The 26,049-nt window shown below is 34.9% G+C and carries 23 protein-coding genes and 1 pseudogene; 6 read left to right on the forward strand and 18 right to left on the reverse strand.

Going from position 1 to position 26,049, the window contains the following annotated elements:
* Window positions 1-130 precede the first annotated feature (130 nt).
* The 3 genes from ACTJJ9_RS19110 to ACTJJ9_RS19120 all read right to left on the reverse strand — a co-directional run bounded on the left by ACTJJ9_RS19110 (window position 131) and on the right by ACTJJ9_RS19120 (window position 3,723).
* Window positions 131-2,260, reverse strand: a complete 2,130-nt coding sequence (locus ACTJJ9_RS19110; RefSeq protein ID WP_255451800.1) for a peptidoglycan D,D-transpeptidase FtsI family protein — start codon at window positions 2,258-2,260, stop codon at window positions 131-133.
* A gap of 147 nt (window positions 2,261-2,407) precedes the next feature.
* Complete coding sequence (locus tag ACTJJ9_RS19115) at window positions 2,408-2,869, reverse strand: GNAT family N-acetyltransferase (protein WP_222124769.1); 462 nt, start codon at window positions 2,867-2,869, stop codon at window positions 2,408-2,410.
* The gene (locus tag ACTJJ9_RS19120) at window positions 2,857-3,723 is read right to left on the reverse strand and encodes an NAD(P)-dependent oxidoreductase (protein ID WP_145580869.1); all 867 of its coding nucleotides are present in this window, start codon (window positions 3,721-3,723) and stop codon (window positions 2,857-2,859) included. The genes ACTJJ9_RS19115 and ACTJJ9_RS19120 overlap by 13 nt, the downstream gene beginning before the upstream one ends.
* 151 nt (window positions 3,724-3,874) lie before the next feature.
* Between ACTJJ9_RS19120 and ACTJJ9_RS19125 the strand changes: the two genes are divergently transcribed.
* Window positions 3,875-5,146 (forward strand): cytochrome P450, encoded by a 1,272-nt coding sequence (locus ACTJJ9_RS19125; RefSeq protein ID WP_145580870.1) that lies wholly within the window; start codon window positions 3,875-3,877, stop codon window positions 5,144-5,146.
* A 25-nt stretch (window positions 5,147-5,171) separates the two neighbouring features.
* Here the strand turns inward: ACTJJ9_RS19125 and ACTJJ9_RS19130 are convergent, their stop codons facing one another.
* Window positions 5,172-5,957, reverse strand: a complete 786-nt coding sequence (locus ACTJJ9_RS19130; RefSeq protein WP_145580871.1) for an SDR family oxidoreductase — start codon at window positions 5,955-5,957, stop codon at window positions 5,172-5,174.
* A 157-nt stretch (window positions 5,958-6,114) separates the two neighbouring features.
* Between ACTJJ9_RS19130 and ACTJJ9_RS19135 the strand changes: the two are divergent.
* Window positions 6,115-6,782, forward strand: a pseudogene (locus tag ACTJJ9_RS19135) (GNAT family N-acetyltransferase).
* Between the two features lie 168 nt (window positions 6,783-6,950).
* The gene (locus ACTJJ9_RS19140; RefSeq protein WP_255451804.1) at window positions 6,951-7,616 is read left to right on the forward strand and encodes a nuclease-related domain-containing protein; all 666 of its coding nucleotides are present in this window, start codon (window positions 6,951-6,953) and stop codon (window positions 7,614-7,616) included.
* 341 nt (window positions 7,617-7,957) lie between these two features.
* Here ACTJJ9_RS19140 and ptsP read toward each other — a convergent pair whose 3' ends face one another.
* The 4 genes from ptsP to glcT all read right to left on the reverse strand — a co-directional run bounded on the left by ptsP (window position 7,958) and on the right by glcT (window position 13,270).
* The gene (gene ptsP / locus ACTJJ9_RS19145) at window positions 7,958-9,676 is read right to left on the reverse strand and encodes a phosphoenolpyruvate--protein phosphotransferase (RefSeq protein ID WP_095299147.1); all 1,719 of its coding nucleotides are present in this window, start codon (window positions 9,674-9,676) and stop codon (window positions 7,958-7,960) included.
* Window positions 9,676-9,942 carry a phosphocarrier protein HPr gene (locus ACTJJ9_RS19150; RefSeq protein WP_095299148.1) on the reverse strand — a complete coding sequence of 89 codons (267 nt, stop codon included), beginning with the start codon at window positions 9,940-9,942 and terminating at the stop codon, window positions 9,676-9,678. The genes ptsP and ACTJJ9_RS19150 overlap by 1 nt, the downstream gene beginning before the upstream one ends.
* 154 nt (window positions 9,943-10,096) lie before the next feature.
* Window positions 10,097-12,205: a glucose-specific PTS transporter subunit IIBC gene (gene ptsG, locus ACTJJ9_RS19155; RefSeq protein ID WP_145580873.1), complete on the reverse strand. Its 2,109-nt coding sequence runs from the start codon at window positions 12,203-12,205 to the stop codon at window positions 10,097-10,099.
* A gap of 225 nt (window positions 12,206-12,430) precedes the next feature.
* Window positions 12,431-13,270 (reverse strand): glucose PTS transporter transcription antiterminator GlcT, encoded by an 840-nt coding sequence (glcT, locus tag ACTJJ9_RS19160; RefSeq protein ID WP_095299178.1) that lies wholly within the window; start codon window positions 13,268-13,270, stop codon window positions 12,431-12,433.
* Between the two features lie 156 nt (window positions 13,271-13,426).
* Between glcT and ACTJJ9_RS19165 the strand changes: the two genes are divergently transcribed.
* A complete protein-coding gene (locus ACTJJ9_RS19165; RefSeq protein WP_145580874.1) occupies window positions 13,427-13,858 on the forward strand; it encodes a hypothetical protein in 432 nt (143 codons plus the stop codon).
* 25 nt (window positions 13,859-13,883) lie between these two features.
* On the opposite strand, the gene ACTJJ9_RS19170 is transcribed toward ACTJJ9_RS19165, so the two are convergent.
* The 5 genes from ACTJJ9_RS19170 to ACTJJ9_RS19190 all read right to left on the reverse strand — a co-directional run bounded on the left by ACTJJ9_RS19170 (window position 13,884) and on the right by ACTJJ9_RS19190 (window position 18,839).
* Window positions 13,884-14,171 carry a hypothetical protein gene (locus ACTJJ9_RS19170; protein WP_095303548.1) on the reverse strand — a complete coding sequence of 96 codons (288 nt, stop codon included), beginning with the start codon at window positions 14,169-14,171 and terminating at the stop codon, window positions 13,884-13,886.
* An 874-nt stretch (window positions 14,172-15,045) separates the two neighbouring features.
* Complete coding sequence (locus tag ACTJJ9_RS19175; RefSeq protein WP_255451802.1) at window positions 15,046-16,395, reverse strand: MATE family efflux transporter; 1,350 nt, start codon at window positions 16,393-16,395, stop codon at window positions 15,046-15,048.
* A gap of 184 nt (window positions 16,396-16,579) precedes the next feature.
* On the reverse strand, window positions 16,580-16,729 hold the full coding sequence (rpmG, locus tag ACTJJ9_RS19180; protein WP_095303546.1) for a 50S ribosomal protein L33: 150 nt from the start codon (window positions 16,727-16,729) through the stop codon (window positions 16,580-16,582).
* A gap of 262 nt (window positions 16,730-16,991) precedes the next feature.
* Entirely contained in the window at window positions 16,992-17,696 is a 705-nt protein-coding gene (locus ACTJJ9_RS19185) for a thermonuclease family protein (protein ID WP_145580895.1), read from the reverse strand.
* 39 nt (window positions 17,697-17,735) lie between these two features.
* Window positions 17,736-18,839: a M24 family metallopeptidase gene (locus ACTJJ9_RS19190; RefSeq protein WP_145580875.1), complete on the reverse strand. Its 1,104-nt coding sequence runs from the start codon at window positions 18,837-18,839 to the stop codon at window positions 17,736-17,738.
* A 274-nt stretch (window positions 18,840-19,113) separates the two neighbouring features.
* On the opposite strand from ACTJJ9_RS19190, the gene ACTJJ9_RS19195 reads away from it, so the two are divergent.
* Entirely contained in the window at window positions 19,114-19,326 is a 213-nt protein-coding gene (locus ACTJJ9_RS19195; RefSeq protein WP_145580876.1) for a hypothetical protein, read from the forward strand.
* Between the two features lie 83 nt (window positions 19,327-19,409).
* Here ACTJJ9_RS19195 and ACTJJ9_RS19200 read toward each other — a convergent pair whose 3' ends face one another.
* The 5 genes from ACTJJ9_RS19200 to ACTJJ9_RS19220 all read right to left on the reverse strand — a co-directional run bounded on the left by ACTJJ9_RS19200 (window position 19,410) and on the right by ACTJJ9_RS19220 (window position 25,062).
* Window positions 19,410-21,302, reverse strand: a complete 1,893-nt coding sequence (locus ACTJJ9_RS19200) for a heavy metal translocating P-type ATPase (RefSeq protein WP_145580896.1) — start codon at window positions 21,300-21,302, stop codon at window positions 19,410-19,412.
* Window positions 21,303-21,621: 319 nt separating this feature from the next.
* Window positions 21,622-22,122: a peroxiredoxin family protein gene (locus ACTJJ9_RS19205; protein WP_170944498.1), complete on the reverse strand. Its 501-nt coding sequence runs from the start codon at window positions 22,120-22,122 to the stop codon at window positions 21,622-21,624.
* 158 nt (window positions 22,123-22,280) lie between these two features.
* Window positions 22,281-23,606, reverse strand: a complete 1,326-nt coding sequence (locus ACTJJ9_RS19210; RefSeq protein ID WP_145580878.1) for a polysaccharide biosynthesis protein — start codon at window positions 23,604-23,606, stop codon at window positions 22,281-22,283.
* 125 nt (window positions 23,607-23,731) lie between these two features.
* Window positions 23,732-24,187: a VOC family protein gene (locus tag ACTJJ9_RS19215; RefSeq protein WP_186324124.1), complete on the reverse strand. Its 456-nt coding sequence runs from the start codon at window positions 24,185-24,187 to the stop codon at window positions 23,732-23,734.
* Window positions 24,188-24,459: 272 nt separating this feature from the next.
* Window positions 24,460-25,062 (reverse strand): cell wall hydrolase, encoded by a 603-nt coding sequence (locus tag ACTJJ9_RS19220; RefSeq protein WP_186324125.1) that lies wholly within the window; start codon window positions 25,060-25,062, stop codon window positions 24,460-24,462.
* A 352-nt stretch (window positions 25,063-25,414) separates the two neighbouring features.
* Between ACTJJ9_RS19220 and ACTJJ9_RS19225 the strand changes: the two genes are divergently transcribed.
* Complete coding sequence (locus tag ACTJJ9_RS19225) at window positions 25,415-25,918, forward strand: sigma-70 family RNA polymerase sigma factor (protein ID WP_145580880.1); 504 nt, start codon at window positions 25,415-25,417, stop codon at window positions 25,916-25,918.
* The last annotated feature ends 131 nt before the right edge of the window (window positions 25,919-26,049 follow it).

The raw sequence follows: 26,049 nt of genomic DNA on the forward strand, positions 1-26,049 counted from the left end.
ATTTTACCATTAAGATTTATGAACGAATAGTGTTTAGTTTATGAAAAATATGTGAAATATACAGGATCTCTTATATGTATTGCTTATACAGCTTTTCGTTTATTTTATCCATAAATGAAAAAGAGGAAGGTTATCCCTCCTCTTTCTCGTTTTGATTATCTTTTTCATTTATTTCGGTTGTTGTAACATATTTTTTCTGAAGATCCATATAAGCCTTAACAATTTGATTAGCGATTCGTTTATTTACTGGGTCATCATCATTACCTGCCCATGGAACAACTACGCTAAACGCAACTTGAGGGTCTTTAGAAGGATAGTATCCTACGAAGTTTAAATTGTTCAGCTCACGCCCCCAAGATTCCCTCTTCGGTCCATAATAGGCTGTTTGTGATGTTCCCGTTTTTCCAGCAACATCATAATGAATATCCTTTGAAGCAGTTCCTGACGTTACCACTAGCCTAAATCCTTTCTGAACCCGTTCGATATCAGCTTTTGTATTTTCTACTTTATTTAACACTTTCGGCTCATTTTTTATTGCAATTGGCCCTAGCTCATTATCTTCTAAAGGTTCATGGATACTCGTCACAATCCGTGGCTGAACACGATATCCACCATTCGCAATAACAGAAACATATTGAGCTAATTGTAGTGGTGTATACGTATCAAACTGTCCAATTGAGATATCTAATAATTTACCAGCTTGATCAGGTTCTACTTGTAAGCCCGCTGATTCCTGTGGTAAATCAATTCCTGTCGGTACTCCTAAACCAAACTGAGCAAAATAATTTCTAAGTGTTTGAAAATCCTCTGACGTTACATTTAATGGAGCATTGGGAACATAGTTGATACCCGCAATGAACATAGCGACACGGAACATATATACGTTTGATGACTTTTGTAACGCTGTTAAGTCCGTCATATAGCCAAGACTACCATAGGATCCTTTAACTGGAGTTCCTTTAATTAAGAGCGGTCGGTCTTCGTAACCCCGGTTGTGAGGCAATCCATGCTGATAACCTGCTAAAACAGTAGCACCTTTTACAGTTGATCCTGCTTCATATTGGGTAGCAAAATTTCCATAGGCAAAATCAAGCATTTCTCCATTTCTATCGTCAGGGTTTAATTGTTTTCCAACCATTGCAAGAACATCACCATTATGTGGGTCCATCATGACGACGAAGGCACGGTCCATTAAATGGTTAAAAGATTTTCTACTTGCCGCTCTCAGTTCTTTTTCTACTATTTCCTCTACCTTCATCTGCAGCTCCATGTCAAAGGAAAGCTTTAAGTCATATCCTCGCTGACCCTCATCTATAATTTGCTCTGACACAATATTTCCACTCTTATCTGCCACATATTCAACCTTTGCCTTTTGCGGGTTCAAATATTCTTCATACTGATATTCAAGATAACTTTTCCCAACGCGATCGTTTCTTGAATATCCTCTTGCTAAATAATACTCTTCACGTGATTCTAATATCCCTTGTTCAGGAGAGGTTAATCCGCCAAATATTGATTTTAAGGATTCATATGGATATGAACGCCCCCAATCGGTAATGACGTCAACTCCTGGTAACTCCTCTAACCGTTCAGATACAGCAGAAATCTCTTCATCTGTTAAATTTGAAGCAATCTCATCACCGTTAATATTTTTTGATTTTACTACTTGTGGCTCATACTGATATCCCGAAGAAAATCGTTTGTACAAATAAGCTAGTTCTAATTGCTCTAAATTATTTTTAATCGCTTCAACTTTAGTACTAGGGACTCGCTCAACTTGTAATTTATACGTTTCCTTTCCCTCTAGCTTAAGCTCTTTCTTTGTCAGTAATTTTTCCGCTTCTTTAGGATGGGCAGCTAACCAATAGTCCTTAATATCTCGATCCTGTACTTCCTTTTTTAAAAACGCTTCATCATACTGGATATATTGAGCTAGCTTCTTTGCCGTTTTAATCTTATCACTAGTTTTCGTCGCTTTATTAACAGTATATGTAATCGCTGGGACGCTAACATTATCTACTACAACACGGTTGTATCTGTCATACATCTTTCCCCGTGGTGCAGGTAAGCTAGCAATATCTGAATCTGTTTTTGCCACCTCTTTTGCAAATTCTTCTCCTTGCACAATTTGGACGATTCCTAATCGAACAATTAATGCGACAAATAAAAGAAATACAAGAAAAAAGAAAAAATTAATACGAATATACCTTGACCTTTTAATCTTACGAGAATTCGTCGAAGGTGTAGCTTGCTCTTTCACTCTAGTTCCCCCAATTAATAATAGATAATATAAGGAATTATTTCCCTATTTCATAGAGAAAAGACAATATGACTTATCACATTGTCTTCTTCCCTCTCTATTATAAACGGTTTAATTTGGAAATTGTTTCATAACTTTTACTTTTTTTCAAAATTTTATATGTTTTTTTAGGACGATCATATCCATACATTGAATACCATTTTCAAAAATCGCTTCTTCATAGTTATCTATGAAATAATTTTTTATAATAGTCTCGATCCGAAAACCGCATTTTTGATAAAGAGCTAGCTGATTTATACTTGAATTGCCTGTTCCAATCACTACATGATGCTTACCGCTTGCCTCACTTTGCTTTGTGACAAAATGCAGGAGCTTTTTTGCTATTCCTCTTCCCCTATACTTAGCTTCCACAGCTATATTAACAATTTCATCTTCTTCTCCTCTTGGAACAACGACAATAACTCCAACCAATTCATGCTGATATTCCGCCACAAAAACGATACCAGTCTTAAGATATTCAGCTATTTTCATTTTTGAAGGGTCTGCTTCAAGAAGGAGATGATATGGTGCTTCCTCTGTTTCAAGGAGCTTCCGAATTACGATTTCCATAACTTTATCAACGCCTGTGTCCCACTGTTTTCTTCTCCAGATTGTGCTAGCTTTTCATATAGTTCATGTGCAAGCTTTAATCCAGGAGTTTGCAAATCCATATTTCCCGATTCTTCAAGGGCAATTCCCATATCTTTAATAAAATGCTTTACAAAGAATCCAGGTTCAAAATCATCAGATAGCATCCTTGGGGCGAGATTACTTAGTGACCAGCTTCCAGCCGCTCCTGTCGAAATACTCTTTAGGACATTAGCTGGATCCAATCCTGAACTTTCAGCATAAGCAATCGCCTCACAAACTCCAATCATCCCTGCTGCTATTGCGATTTGATTACACATCTTCGTATGCTGACCTGAGCCTGATTCCCCTTGATAAACAATATTTTGCCCCATTGTCTCAAAAATCGGTAAACAATACTCATATGCATCCTTATCACCGCCGACCATTATAGCAAGTCGTGCTTCCCTTGCACCGATATCACCTCCTGAAACAGGAGCATCAAGAGCAAATATTTTTTTCCCCTTTGCTTCTTGATATATTTTCTTTGCTAAAGCAGGCTTTGAAGTTGTCATATCAATAATATATGTACCTGGACGAGCTGATTGAATAATGCCGTCTTGGCCTAAATAAACTTCCTCCACGTCTTGTGGATAACCAATGATCGTAATAATGACGTCACAATCGCCCGCTAATTCCTGAACAGTATTTTTCCATACTGCACCTTGCTCGATAAGCTGTTCAGCCTTTTTCTTTGTACGTGTATAGACTTGTAAAGGATAACCAGCGCGAAGAATATTTTTCGCCATGCTTTGTCCCATAACACCTAGTCCAATAAATCCAACGGTTTGCTTCATTTTTGTTCCCCCTTATAAGAAGTAATAGTTACATTATAAAAGAATAAAGTAGTATTTTACCATTTTTTTCACAATCATTTTAACAATATAAATTTTCTCTTTTTGGTTAAAATAGGATGGATTCTACAACGCTTGCAAAAAGGAGAAAAAAATGGGAACAGAAAATCATGCAATACCACATGATAGAAGCTTAGATAACAGCATTGCTCTCATGCGTGAAGGCTATCACTTTATGCAAAATCGTGTCAATAAATACCATTCATCTATCTTTGCAGCACGACTACTAGGGGAAAAAGTTATTTGTATGACAGGAAAAGAAGCTGCTGAAATCTTTTATGATACCAATCGCTTCAAGCGAAAAGGAGCAACTCCAAAGCGGATCCAAAAAACACTTTTCGGTGAAAATGCAATCCAATCAATGGATGGTTTAGCACATACACACCGAAAAAAATTATTTATGTCCCTTATGACTCCTAAGCATCAAGCAGAGCTTGCAGCACTAACAAAGACCCACTGGGAAATGGCACGAAAGAATTGGGAAGAATCTAAACAAGTCATTCTTTTTAACGAAGCAAAGCTTGTCTTATGTCGAACAGCTTGTAAATGGGCAGGTGTCCCGTTAAAAGAGACTGAGGTTAAAGAACGTGCTGAGGATTTCAATGCAATGATTGATGCGTTTGGGGCTGTTGGACCACGTCATTGGAAAGGAAGAAGAGCCCGAACACGTGCTGAACATTGGATTCAATCGATGATCGAGGATGTCCGTGCAAATAAGATAGAGGTACAAAAAGGGACTGCTATGTATGAAATGGCTTTTTATAAGGATGAAATCGGTCAACCATTGAGTTCATTAATAGCAGCAATCGAGCTGATTAATGTTTTAAGACCTATTGTTGCAATTTCAACCTTTATCACATTTGCAGCATTAGCATTGCATAATTATCCAATTTGCAAAGAAAAGCTTTTTGAAAGTGATGGTGCATATTTAGACATGTTTGTTCAAGAGGTACGACGCTTTTATCCGTTTGCCCCAATATTGGGAGCAAGAGTTAAGGACAATTTCATATGGAATAATTGCAACTTTGAAGAAGGAACTTTAGTTCTCCTTGATGTTTATGGAATCAATCATGACCCTACTTTATGGGATAAGCCAAATGACTTTCACCCAGAACGATTTAAGCAATGGAAAGGCAACTTATTTGACTTTATTCCTCAAGGTGGTGGGGCTCCTGAAACAGGGCATCGCTGTCCTGGTGAAGGGATCACAATTGAGGTCATAAAGGCCAGCGTTCAATTTCTCGTTCATCATATAACCTACCAAGTACCTACACAAAACTTACATATTCCAATGGATCGCATGCCAACGTTTCCTGAAAGTGGCTTTATCATTGAAAATGTCAAAGAAAAGACCTCCATAAGATAAAATCTTTTGAAGGTCTTCATCCCCTTTATATAGACTTTACCATTCCGCCATCAACTAAAAAGGTTTGTCCGGTCATATAGGTATTCATATCAGATAAGAGGAAACAAACATACGTAGCAAATTCCTCAGGCTTCCCATATCTTCCTAATGGAATTGTTTTTTTCATCATGTCCTCTATTTCTTCTTTAGTTTTCCCTTGCTTATTAGCAGCAATCTCATCAAGTGATGCAACTCTATCAGTAGCAATTCTACCTGGTGCAACTGTGTTAATCAAAATCTCATATTGTGCTAGCTCGCTTGCAAGTGTCTTCGTTAACCCAATCATTCCAGTTCTAAACGTATTTGATAAAATTAGTCCAGGAATTGGCTCCTTTACTGAGGAAGAAGCAATATTAACAATTTTCCCACCATTCTTTTTCATATAAGGTAATGTTTCCCGAATGAAACGTATGTAGCTTAGAAGATTTAACTCAAACGCATATTGCCAATCATCATCTGACATCTCTTCAAATGTTCCAGCAGGCGGACCACCAGCATTATTTACTAGTAAATCAATTGTTCCAAATTTTTCAACCGTTGCTTTTACTAATTGCTGAATTTCCTCCTTCTTCGTTACATTACATGCCTTATATTCAACTTTTCCTTTGCTTACCTCAGTTAAATCTGTTTTTACCCTACTTAATTTCTCCTCATCTCGACTTGATATCATGACATTTGCACCTAGTGATGCAAGTTGCTCTGCAATTGCTTTTCCTAATCCTTGGCTTGATGCAATAACAAGTGCAGTTTTCCCTTGAAAATTACTGTACATATTTTCACCTCATCAATTTAGATCAATAGTATTACAGTTAATCTGCTTCTTTACCTTATTATTATGACTTATCATATTAATATAAAACAGATTCAATTTTATATTTATAGAGGAAAAAAAGTAGTGTTATAGAATCATTATCTAGAGGTGATTGGTGATGTTTAGGAAAGAGATGTATTTGTTTTATGATAATAAACCAGTCAAAACATTCTTTCGTCAGTATACAGAAGATGATTTTGAGCAATTGATTGCTATACAAAGGGAAAGCTTTCCACCGCCATTTCCGCCTGAATTATGGTGGAATAAAGCGCAGTTGCATAACCATGTAACAATTTTTCCAGAAGGTGCTCTTTGTGCTGAGATTGATGGAACGATTATTGGCTCGATAACTGGATTAATCGTACAATTTGATCCACTTCATCCCCATCATACATGGGAGGAGATAACTAATAATGGATACATTCATAACCATAACCCAAATGGAAATACGTTATATGTTGTTGATATATGTGTTGCTCCGCCTATCGTAAATTAGGAGTAGGGAAATGGCTAATGCAATCCATGTATGAAACGGTCATTTCATTAGACCTCGACAGATTGTTAGGTGGAGGAAGACTTCCTGGCTATTCTAAGGTTAGTCACGAAAAATCAATTGATGAATATGTAATCAATGTTCTGAACGGAACATTAAAGGACCCGGTCATGTCCTTCTTATTGCGTTGCGGACGTACACCTGTTTGTCCAGTTAAAAATTACCTTGAAGATAAAGAATCTTGTAACTATGGCATGCTAATGGAGTGGCGGAATCCGTTTAAGAGTTGTTAACTGTCGTTCCTATTACAATTCGATAATTAATTGGAAGATATAAACAGAGGGTGGTTATGAACAATAAAAAGCGATAGAGATTTACCTGATAAATCTTATTTTTGAAGGCATTGAAAAGAAGGCGATGAGAGTCATATAGAAAGGACCAAAATTGTAGAAAAACTCTCGATTAACTACGCAGGCTTTCGAGGAGAACAATCGATTGAATATTATCTCACTTTAATAGATAACAAAACAAATCAAATATTACACGATATCAGACTACAGGGAATCAATAATTGTTATTTTCAAATCGATTACCTCATCGTTAGTCAAAAGTATTGCATAATTATGGAAGTGAAACATATAAAAGGGACACTTTATTTCAATAGAAAGTTTAATCAACTGCTCCGAATTGATGACTCGAGTAAGGAAACAGGATTTCCTGACCCTATCCTTCAAGTAAACCGCAAAAAATCACAACTACAATATTTTCTCCGAAAACACACTTTACCTAATGTTCCAGTTATTCCATTAGTGATTATAAGTTATCCTTCAACAATCATTAAAACAGCTCCAGATCATAAAGATGTATCCCAAGTTGTCATACATTCAGGAGCATTATCATCAAAACTTGAATCTTTAGAGAGAAAGTATCAAAGAGAAACTCTAACAAAAACTGAATTTAATAAATTACTTCGAATAATCCGTAAACATTCTACCGTTCATCTTCCTAATGTATTAAACACATATAATGTTAGCAAATCAGATATTTTAACAGGTGTATATTGTCCATTCTGTCAAAAACTTCCTATGAAAATGGTTCATAGCTACTGGAAATGCACAAAAGTGTAATTCTGTTTCAAAAAATGCACATCTACTTTCCCTTATTGATTATGCCCTACTAATAAACCCTGTTATAACGAATAAAGATTGTCGTGGTTTTTACATATCAATTCAGTATCCACTACAAGCAGATTATTACAATCATTAAATGTCGAAACTAAAGGAACATATAAAGATAGGAAATATATTCTAGAGATTTCCAAACTTAAAGAATCTATTCGAAATACTGATTTGGAAGTATATTTAAGTAATTGAAGTATTTTAATTTTTTTGAAAGTATTTATTTTTACGAATGAAGATTATTCACAGTAATAGAGAAAAAGACAGGCTATATGCCTGTCTTTTTCAAATTATACATTAAATGTCTCTTTAACAAATGCAACGACTTCTTCAGTTGTGCTCATGCCAAGAACTTTTTCTTTTACAGATTGTGCTTCTGCTTTTGAAAGTCCTTTAATTTGAGTACGTGCTGGAAGAATTGATGTTGCACTCATAGAGAATTCATCAAGACCAAGTCCTAATAATAATGGAATAGCGATCGGGTCGCCAGCCATTTCTCCACACATACCAGCCCATTTGCCTTCTTTATGTGCTGCATCAATAACCATTGAAACAAGACGTAAGATTGCAGGGTTGTATGGTTGATATAAGTATGATACACGTTCGTTCATACGATCTGCTGCCATTGTGTATTGGATAAGGTCATTTGTACCAATACTGAAGAAGTCAACTTCTTTAGCAAATTGGTCTGCCATAACTGCTGTTGATGGAATTTCAACCATCATTCCAATTTCAATATTGTCAGATACTTGAACACCGTTAGCTACTAGCTTTTCTTTTTCTTCTAAAAGAATCGCCTTAGCTTCTCTAAATTCAGAAACAGTTGCAATCATTGGGAACATGATACGTAGGTTTCCGTATGTGCTAGCACGAAGTAAAGCACGTAATTGAGTGCGGAAAATATCCTGCTCTTCCAAACATAAGCGAATTGCTCTAAATCCTAAGAAAGGGTTCATTTCTTTTGGTAGGTGTAAGTATGGTAATTCTTTATCTCCACCGATGTCTAAAGTACGGACAACGACTGGCTTTCCTTCCATTCTTTCAAGAACAGCTTTATATGCTTCAAATTGCTCGTCCTCAGTTGGAAGCTGGTCTCTTCCCATGTATAAAAATTCTGTACGGTATAATCCGACTGCTTCACCGCCATTTTCGATAACACCTTTTACATCATCAGGTGTTCCGATGTTTGCAGCAAGTTCAACATGTTGACCATCTTTTGAAACAGTTGGCTCATTGACTAATTTAGCCCATTCAGCCTTCTGTGCTTCATATTTAGCGCGTTTTTCTTCATATTGAGCAATGACTTCTGCTGAAGGGTTAATGATAACATCACCATCTAAACCATCAACAATAACCATTACGTCATTTTCAATACTTGAAGTCGCTTGTTTAGTCCCTACAACTGCTGGTATTTCCATTGAACGAGCCATAATCGCTGAATGTGATGTACGACCACCAATATCAGTTGTAAAACCTTTAACAAATTGACGATTTAATTGAGCAGTATCAGAAGGTGTTAAATCCTCAGCAATAATAACAACCTCTTCAGAAATAAGGCTCGGATTTGGAATTTGAACACCAAGTAAGTGAGCAATTACACGTTTTGTTACGTCACGAATATCTGCTGCACGTTCTTTCATGTATTCATTATCCATAGATTCAAACATTGAAACAAACATATCAGCTGTTTCTCTCATTGCGAATTCTGCATTTACAGATTCTGTGTTAATTTTATCTAATACAGGATTAAGTAATTCAGGATCACTTAATACTAATAAATGTGCTGCAAAAATTTCTGCTTTATCAGCACCTAGTTCACGGTTTGCATGTTCTTTAATCTTTTCAAGTTCTTCTTTAGATTGGCTGATCGCTTGTTCAAAACGTTGCTTTTCAGCTTCCTTATCAGCAATCTCCCTTTTTTCGATCGTAAGCTCTGGCTCTTCTAAACGGTATGCTTTTGCAATCGCAATACCTGCTGAAGCTCCGATCCCTTTTAGGTTATTACTCATTATTCGCCAAGCCCCTCGTTTTTCAATGTTTCTGTAATTCCAGCAATTGCTTCATCTGCATCTGAACCAGCTGAAATAATTTTAATTTGGGCACCTTGAGGAATTCCTAAAGACATAACACCCATAATTGATTTTAAGTTAACAGTCTTACCGTTATATTCTAAGTTTACATCTGCATCAAATTTGCTAGCCGCTTGCACTAATACTGTTGCAGGACGTGCGTGAATTCCTGTTTCTGCTGTTACTGTAAATGTTTTTTCTGCCATTTTTCATCAATCTCCTTTAAAATCTTTCAATATTCTACAAGTTTCTATTTTAACAGTGAATGAACTCAAAAGACAAGTATGTCGTATTAGAAATAGAAATTTAATCATATTTTGCGCCTTACTATTCGTTTAGTAAGGCACAAAATAGCTTAGATTAACCCTCTATAGAAATAATATTTTCATCTTTTGCATTTACTTTACCAGTTGATTGAAGCTTAATTGATTGACCTTCTTTAAGATTTGTAAACACAATCGGTGTCATAATAGATGGTGCAAGTTCCTTCACTTTTTCGATATCGACTTCAAGTAGTTTTTGACCTTGTTCGACAATATCCCCTTCTTTTACAAAGGTTGTAAAGCCTTCACCTTTAAGATTAACTGTATCAATACCAAAGTGGATTAAAATTTCCTTTCCACCATCTGATTGGATTCCAATCGCGTGCTTTGTTGGGAATACATTCAGAATTTTACCATTTACTGGTGAGACAACTGTACCTTCTGTTGGTAAAATTGCAAATCCATCACCCATCATTTTTCCAGAGAAGACTTGGTCAGGTACTTCTGAAATTTCTTTTATTTCACCTGTTAGAGGTGCAACAATTGTTTCATTTACAATTTCGTTTTGCAGGCCATCTGCTACTACATCTTCTACTTGTTCACGAACTTCTTGCTGTTGAGAAGCTGTTTTTGTCACGCGAGGTTTCTTTCCTGCCATTACATCTTGAATTTGTGTTTTTAAATTATCAGATTTTGGTCCGAAAATTGCTTGAATATTATTTCCAACTTCAAGAACACCTGAAGCACCTAATTTTTTCAAACGATCTTTATCGACATTTTTCGCATCATTAACAGTAACACGTAAACGAGTAATACATGCGTCTAAATGTTTGATATTTTCTTGTCCACCTAAAGAAGCTAAAATTTGCACTGGTAATTCGCCAGCATCAGTTGTTGCTGCAGAAGAATCATCAGAAGTTTCAACTGATGCATCTTCACGACCTGGAGTCATTAAGTTCCATTTGCGAATCGCAAAGCGGAAACCGAAATAGTAAATAACTGCAAGAACTAAACCAACTGGAATTACTAACCACCAATGTGTTTGTGGATTTAACATACCAAAGAGAATAAAGTCAATTAATCCACCGGAGAATGTCATCCCGATTTTAACGTCTAAAATATGCATCGTCATAAATGATAATCCGGCAAAAATAGCGTGGATTCCAAATAGTACAGGTGCTACGAACAAGAATGAGAATTCAAGTGGTTCAGTAATACCTGTTAGGAAAGATGTTAACGCTGCAGAACCCATTAGGCCGGCCACAATCTTTTTATTCTCAGGTTTTGCTTCATGATAAATCGCTAAAGCTGCTGCTGGAAGACCAAACATCATGAATGGGAATTTACCAGTCATGAATGTACCTGCTGTTAAATCTTGTACACCATCTTTAATCTGGTTAAAGAAAATCGTTTGGTCACCACGTACAGTATCACCTGCAGCGTTAACATATGAACCAAACTCAAACCAGAATGGAGAATAGAAAATATGGTGTAAACCAAATGGAATTAATGAACGTTCAATGACACCAAAGATAAATGCAGCCAACGTTCTATTTGCATCTAATAAGTTTGTTGAGAATGCATTTAAGCCTGACTGAATTGGTGGCCAAACAAAATACATAATGATACCAAGAACAACAGCTGAAGCTGCAGTCGCAATAGGTACAAATCGTTTACCTGCAAAGAAACCTAAGTATTGCGGAAGTTCAATTGTAAAGAATTTATTATACATATAAGATGCCAATACCCCTACAATAATCCCGCCAAATACACCAGTTTGCAATGTCGGTATACCTAATACATTTCCATAAGCTGCACTATGGTTTGCTAAAAATTCAGCTAAAGCAGCAGAATCTGTCGGCATAACGCCTAAGCCTTTTAAAATACTGCTCATCGTAATATTCATAATTAAATATCCGATTAATGCAGCAATCCCTGCTACACCATCACCATTTGCTAAGCCAATTGCAACCCCTACAGCAAATAATACCGGTAAATTAGAGAAAACGATATTTCCCGCATTTTCCATTACACTTGCTATAAGAACTACCCAATCACTTGTTAGAAATGGAGCAAGATTAGTTAGTGTTTCGTTTTGCAAAGCATTTCCTAATGCTAGCAATAGACCAGCAGCTGGTAATAACGCAACTGGTAACATGAGTGCACGTCCAATCTTTTGAAGGACGCCAAAAGCATTTTTAAACATAATAAAATAAACCTCCTACCTTTTAATTAAGCAACAAGATAAACAAGAAACAAACAGAATTAACCGTTTACAGTTAACCTGCAAACAAGTCAAAACAAACAAAAAAGGCATGGTGAACAGGTGCTTAATTTACTAATAGGTATACTTCCCCAAAATAGCAAATAAAACACGCTTGTTCACTCATGCCTGATCGAATCAGTAACACGTGAATAAGATCGGTTACATTTATTTATTTGTTAAACGGTATAAGTGCATTGTTAAATATACGGTTTCTGCTTCATAAACAGGTTTCTTTAATACTTGTTGCATGACTTTAATCATTTTCCATGAAGTATTGTAGCATAAAGGATATTCCTTTTTCAACAAAAAAGATAATTTTTCTGGTTCAGCTAAAGATTCACCGGAGTTTACCCGCTCAATTGTATAGCGTAAATGTCGGACTAGTCTTAAATAATTCACACTTTCTCTATCAACAGTTATTTTAAGGGACTCCTCAATAACATCTGTTAAATGGCTTATTAGCTGTGAGTATTGATTTACCTCTGATAACGGCTTATTTGTGATAGAGCTATGGATATGCAAGGCAATAAAACCAATTTCTCCATTTGGTAACTGTACATTCAACCTCTTATTTAATCGTTTTATAACATCAGTAGCAAGTTCATACTCAAAAGGATAGAGAGATTTCGTTTCAAGCAAGAAAGGATTCTTTATATCCATCCCTTGTTGCAAACGCTTTAACGCAAAGGTGATATGGTCAGTTAATGCAATATGAATATGCTCATTAAGTGGATGGTTCACTCTTTCCGCAATATAACGTATCTCATCTTGAATAATCTCGAGCATTTCATCATCAATATCAGTCAATAGCATTTTATATTGCTCTTGTTCTTTTTTGTTTGTTAATACAAACATTTTTTCAATATTATCTTCTTCAATTACATCTCCTGGTTTCTTGCCAAATCCAATTCCTTTTCCTATTAAAACAACTTCGCCATATGACTGATGTTCAACAATTAAAACATTGTTATTTAATGATTTTTTTATGATAAAGGACCCCGTCATGAATCCACAACTCCTTTGCAATCCAATCCTTCATATCGTACAAGAGTTAACAATCAACGTCAATAAATTTGTCGTTTAATGTAGAAAAATTTTTAGTTTCTAAATATTTCATATGTAATTAATTAAATTAATGAGATATTAAAAATGAGGTGATATATGATGAAGCTTACTTTAAAGTTATTGGCTATTTACATTATTTTCTTTTCTATTTTCATCCCTTACGAACGAACAGAAGCAGCTTCAATGATTAAAGTATTAGATATAAAATCTAATTCGGTTATAAAAGAAGCTGAAACATCAGTGGAGATGGACGATGAGGTGATAAAAGCAATAAAGTCGATTAAAAGAGTGACAGTTCAAGCATCACCTATCCCACAAGAAGGATACTTAATTAAAATTCCATTAACAAAATCAGTTAAAGTTGAAAACAAGTGGTTTAACGATATTATTAGTGAGGTCTTAATTGTAAGTGGACCTACGATGAAGCAAGACCGTATTATTTTATACAATGATGAAAATGTCCCATTATTTTTTGACATCGAGTATAAGTTACCTGTCCTTAAGAAAAAATTAAAGTTAAATGAATAAAAAAGACGGTTTTTCTACCGTCTTTTTATTTTGAAGTGTTTACATTTAACCTTGTCATCCTAATATTTGTTTTCTTTGTTCGTTCAATTGTATTATAAGCAATTTTCACTTTAGCAATTGTTCCCTTTAATGCTTCTTCGTTAGGTGGATAAGGTGGTTGATGAAAGACGGTAAAATCATACAAAGCTCTTGCAAGTAATTCAATTGCTTTTTCATGCTCATTCATTTGTCTATCCCCTTTGTCCATTACCGACAAGCGAATAATATCATCTACGATTTCTTGAATCAGTTTCATGCTATCAGTAGCTGTCATCGTCTTTCCCCTTTCCTAAAAAAAATTAATCCCTCCCATCATTCTATGAATAAAAAAAGAAAAATATGGCAATCTTTTTACCGATCGTACGTTCTTTTTTCTTGAATACGAATGTATGTTCGTATATAATATTACCAACAGAACAATAACGAGGTGTTCATCATGGAGCAATGTATAAAATATAGTTACATCGAGCAAAAGCCTATTGAAATTATATATTTATCACGACAAGGACAGTTTTCACAAAGAAAAATTCTTGTAAAAAGCATTGACAATGAGCATCTAGTTGCATATTGCTTTTCACGCAAGCAAATAAGAGTTTTTTCTTTGTCGCAAATTTTGTCTGCTTCGAGGTCTACAAATAAGAGGGTATCATAAAATAATTTCTTCTAAAAATTCCGTTGGCTCTAAATTTCAAATACTACAATATATGTTTATTTCTTCGCAAAAAGTTAATTATCTTATATTTAGTTTCAAATTTTGTTTTAATGTTTTACCAATTTCAAACGGGGTAATACATAAGTAGCGCGCTATGAAAAGATGAATATCCTAACGTGACGCTAAATTGTCTGTGGAGCGGCCTCGGAGCCGTAACGATATAAGAGAGGTAGGGCTTATATCATATGCGTCAAATATATGATAGCTATCAAAGATATTGATTACATAGTTGAAATATACAATTATTAGGATGTACAATAAATGTCATTCTTGTAATTGTTCAACTAGGAAGTGAGAGTGACTCAAAAGAGTCTGACCCCTCCAACAAACACTGATATATAGTAAACTTTCCTCATCATTAGTCTATATTCTGTGTTTGAGGGGTCTGAACCATTGGTTTTGAGGCAGCCTCTTCGCAATGATCCCTTGAATTTGACTAGTTAAACACTCTTCTCTCAAGAGATGGTAAGCATAATGATAAAAAGAAAGACCTTGCAAAACAAAACATGATGAATGCAAGCCATAAACCGTTATTATAATAAACTGGCAGTGCTACCCAAATGATGATTAGAAAAATGAGCAATGCAATTCCAATTGTGTTCCGAATATCTTTCGCCTCTGTTGCACCCGAAAATATTCCTTCTAAATGTAATCCCCAGAATCCTACAAGTGGAAAAATAACAATCCAGCCTAAATATTGAAGAGCCATTTCTTTCACTTCGTTTATAGATGTAAATATCGAAACGATGAAGTCACCAAATAGATAGACTAGCATGGATAGACAAATTGCAGTTAAAAATCCCCATTTTGCTGATAATCTTATCGCTTGTTTAAATTGAGATTTATTATTAGCACCGATTGCTTTACCAATAAATATGCTTGAAGCATTAGAAAAACCACCAAAAAAATATGCCAAAATATAATGCAATTGCAATAGGATTGCATTACATGCTAGAGCTACCTCTCCTAGCCGAGATCCAACAGCAGTAAATGTGCAGGTCATCATAAGTAAACAAGCTGTCCGCAAAAACAGATCTCGATTGACGATAAACATTGCCTTAAATTGTGATGTACTAATAACGGATGTAGGTTTAATTTTTTTGAAGATTGTTTTATTACCTTGGAAAATAAACCATCCACCTAGTAAAAAGGCAAAAACTTCAGAAATCAATGTTGCATATGCTACACCACTAACACCTAATCCATAATAAGAAACAAATAACAGATCAAGAATGATATTCATAACATTCATAACAACTTGGATAATTAATGATAATTGAACTTTCCCCAAACCCATAAGCCAACCAACAATTACATAATTTAACAACGTAAAGGGAGATCCCCAGATTCGAATAGAAAAATATGATTCTGCTAGTCTAGTCACATTATTAGTTGGTTCAAGTAATAAAATTGCTAAATCAAAGATAATATTTTGTGCAAGGATAAAAATAATACCAAGAATAAAAGCAATCATCATTGGTCGAAAAAGTGACAGCATTGTCTCGTTTTCATCGTGGGCACCAAGTGCTTGTGAAGTAAATCCTGTTGTACTAACGCGAAGAAATCCAAAAAGCCAATATATCGTATTAAAAATTAACACTCCAATTGCTACTCCACCAATAGCTGTAGGGTTCGGTAATCTCCCAACAACTGCCGTATCAACAGCACCTAATATCGGAGTTGAGATACCAGCGATAATTAGTGGTATAGCGAGAATAAGATAGTGCTTATTACTAATTCGTTCATCTTTATTTAATTGCCTATTTACTCGTTGCGATGATTCCATATAACACCTACTTAAAACCTTAATATAACGTTTTGTATTAAAGCTTTATCTTTATTTAAGCTACAAAGATATAACCAATCGTCATTATCCCTTAGTAAGCTAGGAAAACCACTTAGCATATGTATTAAATGTACTAGATATATTCCTACATACAAATCGTTAATCGGTTTAGCCTAAAATATACTTATTTTGTTTCGCGATGGATTGTCATTCTTTTTAACCTCGGAGAATACTTTTTCAATTCTAATCTTTCTGGATGTGTCCGTTTATTCTTCGTTGTTATATAATTTTTGTCACCGGTTTCTGTACATTGCAAAGTTATTTTCACTCTCAATTCTAAAACACCCCTAAATCAAAATTATTACGATTTTCAACTTATCGTAAAGCTATTCATAATTAATAAATTCACCTTTTGGCATATCTTAACATCATTATCTTAGATTTATATCCAATTTTCACAAAAACATAAATCGAAACCTTTACGATTTGTATGTGAATATAATTTAACCACATTTCTCTTATTCATGTAAAGTCAAAATCTAAATATAAATAAAAAAGGCTAACCATACTCATATTTCATGGTTAACCTTATTTTATCATTTATCTTTTACAGGACGGTAACCTGCTGCAATTGCCTCTTTCTCAGAACAAAACATTTCCTCTGGCTTAGTAATTTTATAAGATGGAGAGCTTTCAGTATGGTATATTTTTTCTCCAGCGGAATTAATATTTCCTTTTATTTTGCATGCTTGATTGGTTTTTTCAACCTCTGCTTTTTTTTCTGCTCCAACAGCTTCTTCCACAAAACCATCTTCTGTTGCATAATTCTCAATGCTCCAAATTCCTATTTCCTGTTCCATAGCATTTTTTTGGATCTCATAAAATTCATCTACATATTTTGTATTTGGCTCATATACATATGCTACTCTTGCTAATCCCTTTTCTAATAATTGTTCGTTTACCATTGTATTATCAATATAAACATACGCTAACACTCTACCGTACTTATCTCGTTCACCAACATCCATTTCTAATTGTACATCTTTGCCGGTTAATTTTTCTTTCGTAAAATTACTTGCCTCCACACCAAAAGGTTGAACAGGTTTTGTCGGATGAACAGTTTCAGGAGTATCAATCAATAGCAAACGAACCGTTTCTTCTTTCCCATTCACGCGAACCTTAATCGTATCGCCGTCGATTACCTTTATAACCTCTGCGTCAATAAATCCATTTGTCGGTTGACCAAATGTGCATCCTGCTAAGAAAAACAAAAGGATAACACATACTAACGCTTTTTTCATACCTTTTCCCAAACCGTTTCCTTCATATCTATTTCCCAATTATTTTATAACTGTGAACTCTTTCGGATAGTTTGTTAATGTCTGATGTCCATCCTTTGTAATTAAGACATCATCCTCAATTCTGACTCCTCCAATTTCAGGAATATAGATTCCTGGTTCAATTGTATATACCATTCCTTCTTTAATTAGACCGTTATTCGTCATATTCATTGAAGGATATTCATGAACACTTATCCCTAGACCATGTCCTAGTCGATGAGGAAAATAGTCTCCATATCCAGCCTCAGCAATGATACCTCTTGCAAGTTTGTCTAAGTCACCAATTCGAGTTCCAATCTTACTTTCATTTAAAGCAGATAATTGAGCTTTTAAAACCGTATCATATATATCCTTTTGTTGCTCATTATATGATTGATACATAACTGTACGAGTAATATCTGAGCAATAACCATCTAGAACTACACCAAGATCAAATAGAACAATATCGCCTTTTTGCAACTTATTTAACCCAGGATTTCCGTGTGCCAGTCCTGAGTTTTTCCCGAATAAAACCATTGTTGAAAAGGACATTTCTCTAATCCCCTTCTTCTTCAATTCATATTCGATCTTTGCAAGTACCTCTAATTCAGTTATTCCTTCTTTAAGAGCAGATACACCTACTTCCACACCATAGTCAGCCAACTCTGCAGCTTGTTTTAAAATGTTAATTTCTCTTTCGTCCTTTATAACTCGATGCTCATTCATTGTCGAATCAACAGCAATAATTTCGACTTGATCCTTTATAATATTTTGTAACTGTTCCACGCGATAGTAGTTCGTAACTTCTTTCTCTATTGCAAGCTTATTTATTGATGTCAAATTTCTGCGTTCAAATTCAGCCTTAATTAAATTCCAAGGATTTTCGTGATCCCTATATCCAACGATATCACTTTCCCATCCAGCTTCTTTTACTTGATCCACTTCCATTTGTGGACAAATTAGAAATGGCTCACTTGATTTAAAAAAGAATAACCCGTTTAGCCTTTCATGTGGTTCTGAATACATGTTAGATAAGTAAAAAATATTATCCTTTGATTGAATAAAGCAAATGTCAATATCATTATTAATCATCCAATTAATTAGTTTCTGTTGACGTTCTTTCATTATTAACAACCTCCAAATTATCTTACTATAATGATAACATATTCTATTTCTAGCTACAGAAATAAACAGCTCATTCTGATAAATAAAAGTCGAATTTATCACTTTTATGTTTTTTTCACAAATTCGACAAATTCATGTCAATTGTAACAACTATTTAACATTACAAAGGTACTCGAAATAACTTTTTTCTTGTATACTATTTACTATCAAACTAACTTTACATAATTCATTCCTGATTATGTTTTTATCTTTCTTCATTGAAGGAGTGTTTTACGTGCTTCGAAGAATTAAACGTCATGTCGTTCCGATTTTATGTATTATTGCTTTGCTCGCTCCAATAATCGGCATGCTACTGATTGATTTCTATTATTATAGTACAGTATTTGGTTGGACGATTGGTTTTTGTTGCTTAGTCGCATCATACATTATTGTTAGCAAAAGACCAGACGAAGATGATGCTGTTACTTCAACAACTGAATCTCATTAAATGTAAAAATAAAGAGGACGACAAACCTACGTCATCCTCTTTTTTATTGCAAAAACGCTATTTATAAAACTAACCGGTCCCATTTATTCCCCTCTTAATAACCGTAATCCATTTAATATAACAAGAATTGTACTACCTTCATGGCCAATTACTCCTAATGGGAGATCTAATACTTGAATAAAGTTAGAACAAATTAAAAGAGCAATTACTGCCATAGAAAAGACAATATTTTGTTTAACAATTCGATTCATTTTTTTCGATAAGCTTACTGCTTTAGTTAACTTTGAAAGTTCATTTTTCATTAAGACAATATCAGCAGTTTCAAGTGCAACATCGGTTCCCTCACCCATTGCAATACCAACATCTGATGTTGCTAGCGCTGGGGCATCATTAATTCCATCACCAATCATTGTGACTGTTCCATACTTTTCCTGTAAAATCCTCAATTCTGTTACCTTATCAGAAGGAAGACATTCACCTTTAAACTCATCTAACTGTAGTTCCTTCGCAATCGCCTCAGCAGTATCCCGACTATCACCTGTAAGCATGACTGTTTTTATTCCGTTTTCTTTCAATGTTTGGATCGCTCGTTTTGCTTCCTCTCGTACAACATCTTTTAAGGCTAACAAACCGACAATCTCATCATCACACACAACATATACAATTGTTTTTCCTTCACTTGATAGCTTTTCACTTATTCCATCATGATAATGGATTGCATCTTCCCGACCGACAAAATCAGCCTTTCCGATTTTCCATTGCTTACCGTTTAATTCAGCACTTACACCATATCCCGATTTTTCATCAACAGAAGCAAGATTCACTTTTTGCCCATTTGTATTATCTTGCAGCTTTGCAACAATTGCTTTTGCTAACGGATGGTTTGATTGATTCTCAATAGTTAAAACAGCCTCATTAAATTCCTGCTTATCTACAGCTTTTGAAATAATAATATCTGTCACAGTTGGCTCGCCCTTTGTAAGCGTACCAGTTTTATCAAATACGACAACCTTTGTTTTGCTTAATTGCTCTAAATGTACACCACCTTTGAATAATAAACCATTTTTAGCTCCATTTGATATCGCAGATAATGTAGCAGGCATAATTGATGCAACAAGAGCACAAGGTGAAGCAACAACCATTAATACAAGAGCCCGATAAATCGTTTCATGCCAACTCCAGCCAAGAACAAAATGAGGCAGTACCATCATAATCGCGACAAGTGCTAAAACTGCTTTTACATAAGTACCTTCAAATTTTTCTATAAATTGCTGTGATGGTGATTTTTCAGATTGTGCTGATTGTACAAGGTCAATAATTTTTTGGAACATTGTTTCCGTACTTTTTTTCGATACAGTTACTGTTATTGAACCATTGCCATTTACTGTCCCAGCATAGACTTCATCATGAATTGCTTTTTCAACCGGCATTGATTCACCAGTAATTGCTGATTGATCAATATTCGTTTTTCCAGACATAATAATACCATCTGTTGGAATCCGCTCTCCAGGCTTTACTAAAATCATATCTCCTACATGTAATGCGGAAACATGCACCCGACGTTCATGACCGTTTTCTATTAGTAACGCTTCTTCAGGCTGCATACTCATTAACGATGAAATTTCCCTTTGGCTTTTATTCATCGTATATGTTTCAAGTGCACCACTTAAAGCAAATATAAAAATGAGAACGGCTCCTTCTGTCCAATAGCCAATAATCGCTGATCCAATTGCAGCGAAAACCATTAGTAATTCGACATTTAAAGTCTTCTCGGCAATAGTTTCTTCAATGCCCTCTTTTGCCTTTGCATAGCCTCCAATAATAAATGCAAGGATAAAAAACGGAATTGCTAAACCATTATTTCCATTTGCATCTAAAACCCATCCAATGGCAATAAGAATTCCAGCGATTATCGCATTAATAAGCTCTATATGTTCTACCCACTTATTATTTAATCGACTTTTATGTTCATGAATTGGATTCGCTAATTGCTCTGCACTATTTAATTGCAAATTCCTCACTCCTTCTAATTGAGAATAAGATTCATCATCATCATTGCTTCTCTTCTGAATAAATCCTTATAAATTCGTTATTTCCTTAGTATATTACCCATTATAACAAATATAAGAATACTTTCAAGAGATAATTATTATAATTACTAAATAATAATAATTATAAATAATAAAGATTTTTATTCTCAATTAGAAAGTTCTTCAGGATAATCCCTTTCGCAACGCACATGTCAGAGTTCAAAAAAATAAACTACCTTATAACCTATCAATAAATATGAAAAATTCACTTGATTTCCTTCATTAATAATTCCTTTGTTATCGGTCCATATAATATCTTCTTCACTCTCCCACCCTTATCTATAATAAACGTTGTCGGAATCCCTATGACGCGATAATCCTTTGTTATTTCACCATCTTCATCTAATCCAATTTCAAATGGTATTTCAATGCTATTGACAAACTGTTCAACAGCTTTTTTACTTCTTTCAGTATTTGTGACATTAATCGCGATCACATTTATATCTAACGACTTCACCTCGTTAGTAAAATCAATTAGCTCCTGCATCTCCTCTTGGCAATATGTACACCATGTTGTCCAAAAGTTAAGCACCATTACCTTTCCTTTATAATTGGATAGCTTAATCTGTTCCCCTCCTACCGTCATTATTGTAAATTCGGATGCTTTTTCTCCAACCGAATTATTTGCATAAGCTTCAGTTGTTAGGCAACAAGTAATGATTAATAAACCAACGATTAATAATTTGTTGCAATGCTCTTTCCTCACGTTTATGTACCCCTCCACATTTTTTAATATCCTTATCTTTTGTATAATAGATTGAAACATTCAGAAACAATAAAAAAAGGGTCTGACCCTTTCAAACAAGAATATAGGAAATCCTATAAGTTCTGTTTGAGGGGTCTAACCCTTGCCTCATTATACTATTAATAAGATAATCTTGTTACCATAAAATAAACACTGATTCCTAATCGTTTACAAATGGTTACATAATGCATAAGCATTAAAAGGACAGCTCCCATATTCATCCCAATAATAATGCCCTCCATATTTAAAAAATCAATTGAACCTAATAAGTACATCATTGCAAACGAGATGAGATGTGACCAAATATTATGAAATAAGGCATCCTTTACTAAGCCTAACCCTATTAAATATGCTTGCATTGGAATTATGAAAAAATGGAATAAAAAGTATGGCCATAACAGCTTCAAGTAGTTGGCTGCTGATGTTGAGTGGAAGAATAAATGTGTTAACGGCTCTGCAAATAGATACATGGCAACAATACTAATTGTCCCGTATAAAAACGTGATCATTAACGCTTGTTTGAGAAGTCGTACTAAGCGATATTGGTCTCTCTCAGCAAAAGCTTCTGATACGTTTGGAATAAGCATGGTCATCAATGAATGTCCAATAAATGCTGGAAAAAAACCTATTGACATTGCTACCCCTGCTAACATTCCGTAATGCTCTGTTGCCATTACACTCGAAAAGCCTGCACCTATTAATGCCGCCTTTACTAGGAAAGGCTGGATAGCATGTGTTAAAGAGTGAAAAAGTCGTAATCCTGTAGTTGGAAGTGACACTGAAAGTAACGCCTTTCTCACTACTTTCCCATCAAGAAACTGCTTCGGTCCCTTACCAAGCATATGAAAATGAATAAAATAAACAGCTACTAAATATGTACAAACTAAGAGTTCACTAGCGACAAGCGTTGCTAATGCAATAAAAAGTGCCATTTGCAAATCAAATTGAAATGATTGATAAACCCATAACAACAGGAATAATTGGGCAACCTTTTTGACAAAGTTTGTTAAGGCAATTTTCCCCATATGTTGAATTCCCATAAAATATCCTCTTGCAATTGACGAGAAAGAAACGATTGGGATAAGGATAATCACTAACCATTTTACGTACGGATGATATCCATTAAACACTGGAATATATGGAAGGAATATCATTGTGACAGCAATAAAAACAGCTGTAAAGCAAATTGTAATAAATAACGTATGCTTCAACATATGAAAATGGGTCTCTCTTTTTTTCTCAGCAATAAATTTCGAGATGGAAATCGGTAGTTCCAAGCTTGCAATCGTAACAATTAAAAATATGATCGGAAGGATCGACATATATAACCCCATACCTACCTCACCTAGTTCTCTTGCTAAAATCATATTAACAAAAAACTCTAGGCATTCACCGAAAAAAGCAGCAATAACAAGAAGCAATGTCCCTCGTACAAATGAATTCATGATGAAATGTCCCCTCATAATAAACTAGTCCTTATTTAATCTTTATGAGACAAGACATCTAAATAGTATTAAAATTCTAGTATGAAGGAGGAATATTCTATCCAAAATATCTATCCAGCTTATAACTATTCGTAAAAGCTAATATCTCGCATCGCACCCAATACAATCATGTAGCCATCCGGATCTTCGAAAGCAGCATTTTTAAATTCCTTACCACCATGTGAACCTACATAAGGATCTACTGCAACCTTTCCACCCTTAGAGTGAACCTCTTCTACTAATAAATCTAAGTCATTCCAGCTAACATGGATAAATGTATCCCAACCAAAGTCTGGCCCTTCCCATTCAGTTGGATAATCATTTCGCTTTTTTGACGGTGCATTCGGTTTAACATCTTGAGAAGTTTTTGCTTCCTGTAGAATAAGAATCATCCCATCCCTTTCCACATGTCCCCAATCATCAACCCTACACCCTAATACATCACGATAATAATTTTTAGATATTTTTAAATCAGAAACAAGTCGAACTTGAATCGTTTTTCCAAATTTCCCTTTTTCATTTCGTACGTGTTGCTCACTCAAAGTATCAACTCCTAAAATATAATTCATATCTTTTAAATTCGATAAATCAAAGCTTTATCCTTTATAAGAAAAGCGCAAGCGCCTTGATCAGCCCCGACAAGCATAAGGCGATTTGGAGTAGAAGGCGTTCTTTGCCTTCAATTCCAAATTGACTTATGACCTCGAGGGGCTAGGCGCTGGAGCTAGACACTAAAACTAAGTTCAAAATGTTATACTTTCTTACCTTGTAAAAAAAGTTTGGACATTTTAGCCCAAACTCTTTTTTAAATAGTTTATTTCGCAAAGCGATGATTACCGATTGTTAGAGTTACTTTGCGTGTTTTTATCCAATCACTTTTCGCTGTTTTAGGGTTGTAGAAATATAAAGATTTATGACCCATACCACGATATGCTAATGCTTCTTTTACAGCTTCCTTAGCTTCAGCATCTGCAGGTTGATTAATCGTCCCATTTTGTACTGGGGTAAATGCATAAGCCCCTTGGACATTTTGATAAATTACATTCTTCACATTATTCGGGAATAATGAACTATCTACTCGATTTAACACAACAGTTGCTACTGCAACCTTTCCTGCATATGGCTCACCTTTAGCTTCTGCATGAACAAGGCGTGCTAATAAATCTCGATCTGCTGAAGATAAGCTTTCTGGAATCGTTAATTTTTCTCCAACTAATAATAAATGTGAGGATTTCTTATTTACTGACATCAACGTTTTAACTGGCACTCCATGCTTCTTCCCAATTAACCATAGCGTATCTCCCGCTGTTACTTGATGTGTTGTTGCAGCACTAGCTTTTGATTGTGGAGCTGTAATCGCAACTAGCGATAAAGCTAATGTTGAAACAGCAACAAGTTTTAAAATTGTTTTTTTCATAGATTCGTAACCTCCTAAGGTTCGTAATGTTTTGAAATGAGTAAGCAACTGTGTCTGTTATTTTTGCTACAAGTACAAGCCTAACAGGTTCATTCATGTAAAACATCCCACAATTATTGGCAAGATTACCATGATTTTATGAGGAAGCTAACGGACAAAAATGACTAAATATAGGAGATTTCACACTGAAAGCATAGAAAATCTCGCTCAGAACACCGTAAATTATCAAGCATATGTAGGTCGATAATACTAATATCCTTCCGTTTCCTTGCATTTCTTGGAAAAACATAGATTGGTATGCTCAAAGTACCGCGGAATAAAAAAGAATGCATTCTTTGTTAGGAATCCATTCATGCTCGATAAAGATTTTGAACAATTGGAAAAAAAGTTTAAACCAATGATTTTTCATGTTATGAAAAGACTAAATATTTATCAAAACAAACAAGAGTTTTATCAGATCGGATGTATAGCATTATGGGAGGCAGCACTTCGATTTGATAAAAATAAAGGGAAGTTTTCCTCCTTTGCGTATTCGTATATTGCCGGACGAATGAAAACAGAGCTGACAAAACAAGGATTACAGAAGAACAATCACGATCTAGTAAAGGAAATAGTGGATTACGAAGAAGCTTATCTTGAAGATTTTTCTGTTCTGTACTCTCGTTCCATTATCGAAAATCTTTCACCATTGTTAACAAATAATCAACTAAAATGGCTAAAGGGTTATTGTCTTTATGGAAAAGCAGCGAATGAAATTGCAAAAGAAGAGTCTACATCGATAGCAGCAGTGAAAGCATGGCGAAGAGATGCTCTCAAGAAGCTGCGAAGCAAGCAAATAAAGGAAATAATAAAATAAAATCATGTAGAGAGGGCTTGTCAAGAAAAGTGTGTAAGTTATTCTAGATATTTCTTCACACGTTCCTTTAGGTGGTCATGAACTAATAGTTGATTCATGACCATAGCCCATTGCTGGATGCGTCCACCATC

This window comes from Metabacillus sp. 22489, assembly GCF_052044855.1.
Taxonomy (GTDB): domain Bacteria; phylum Bacillota; class Bacilli; order Bacillales; family Bacillaceae; genus Metabacillus; species Metabacillus niabensis.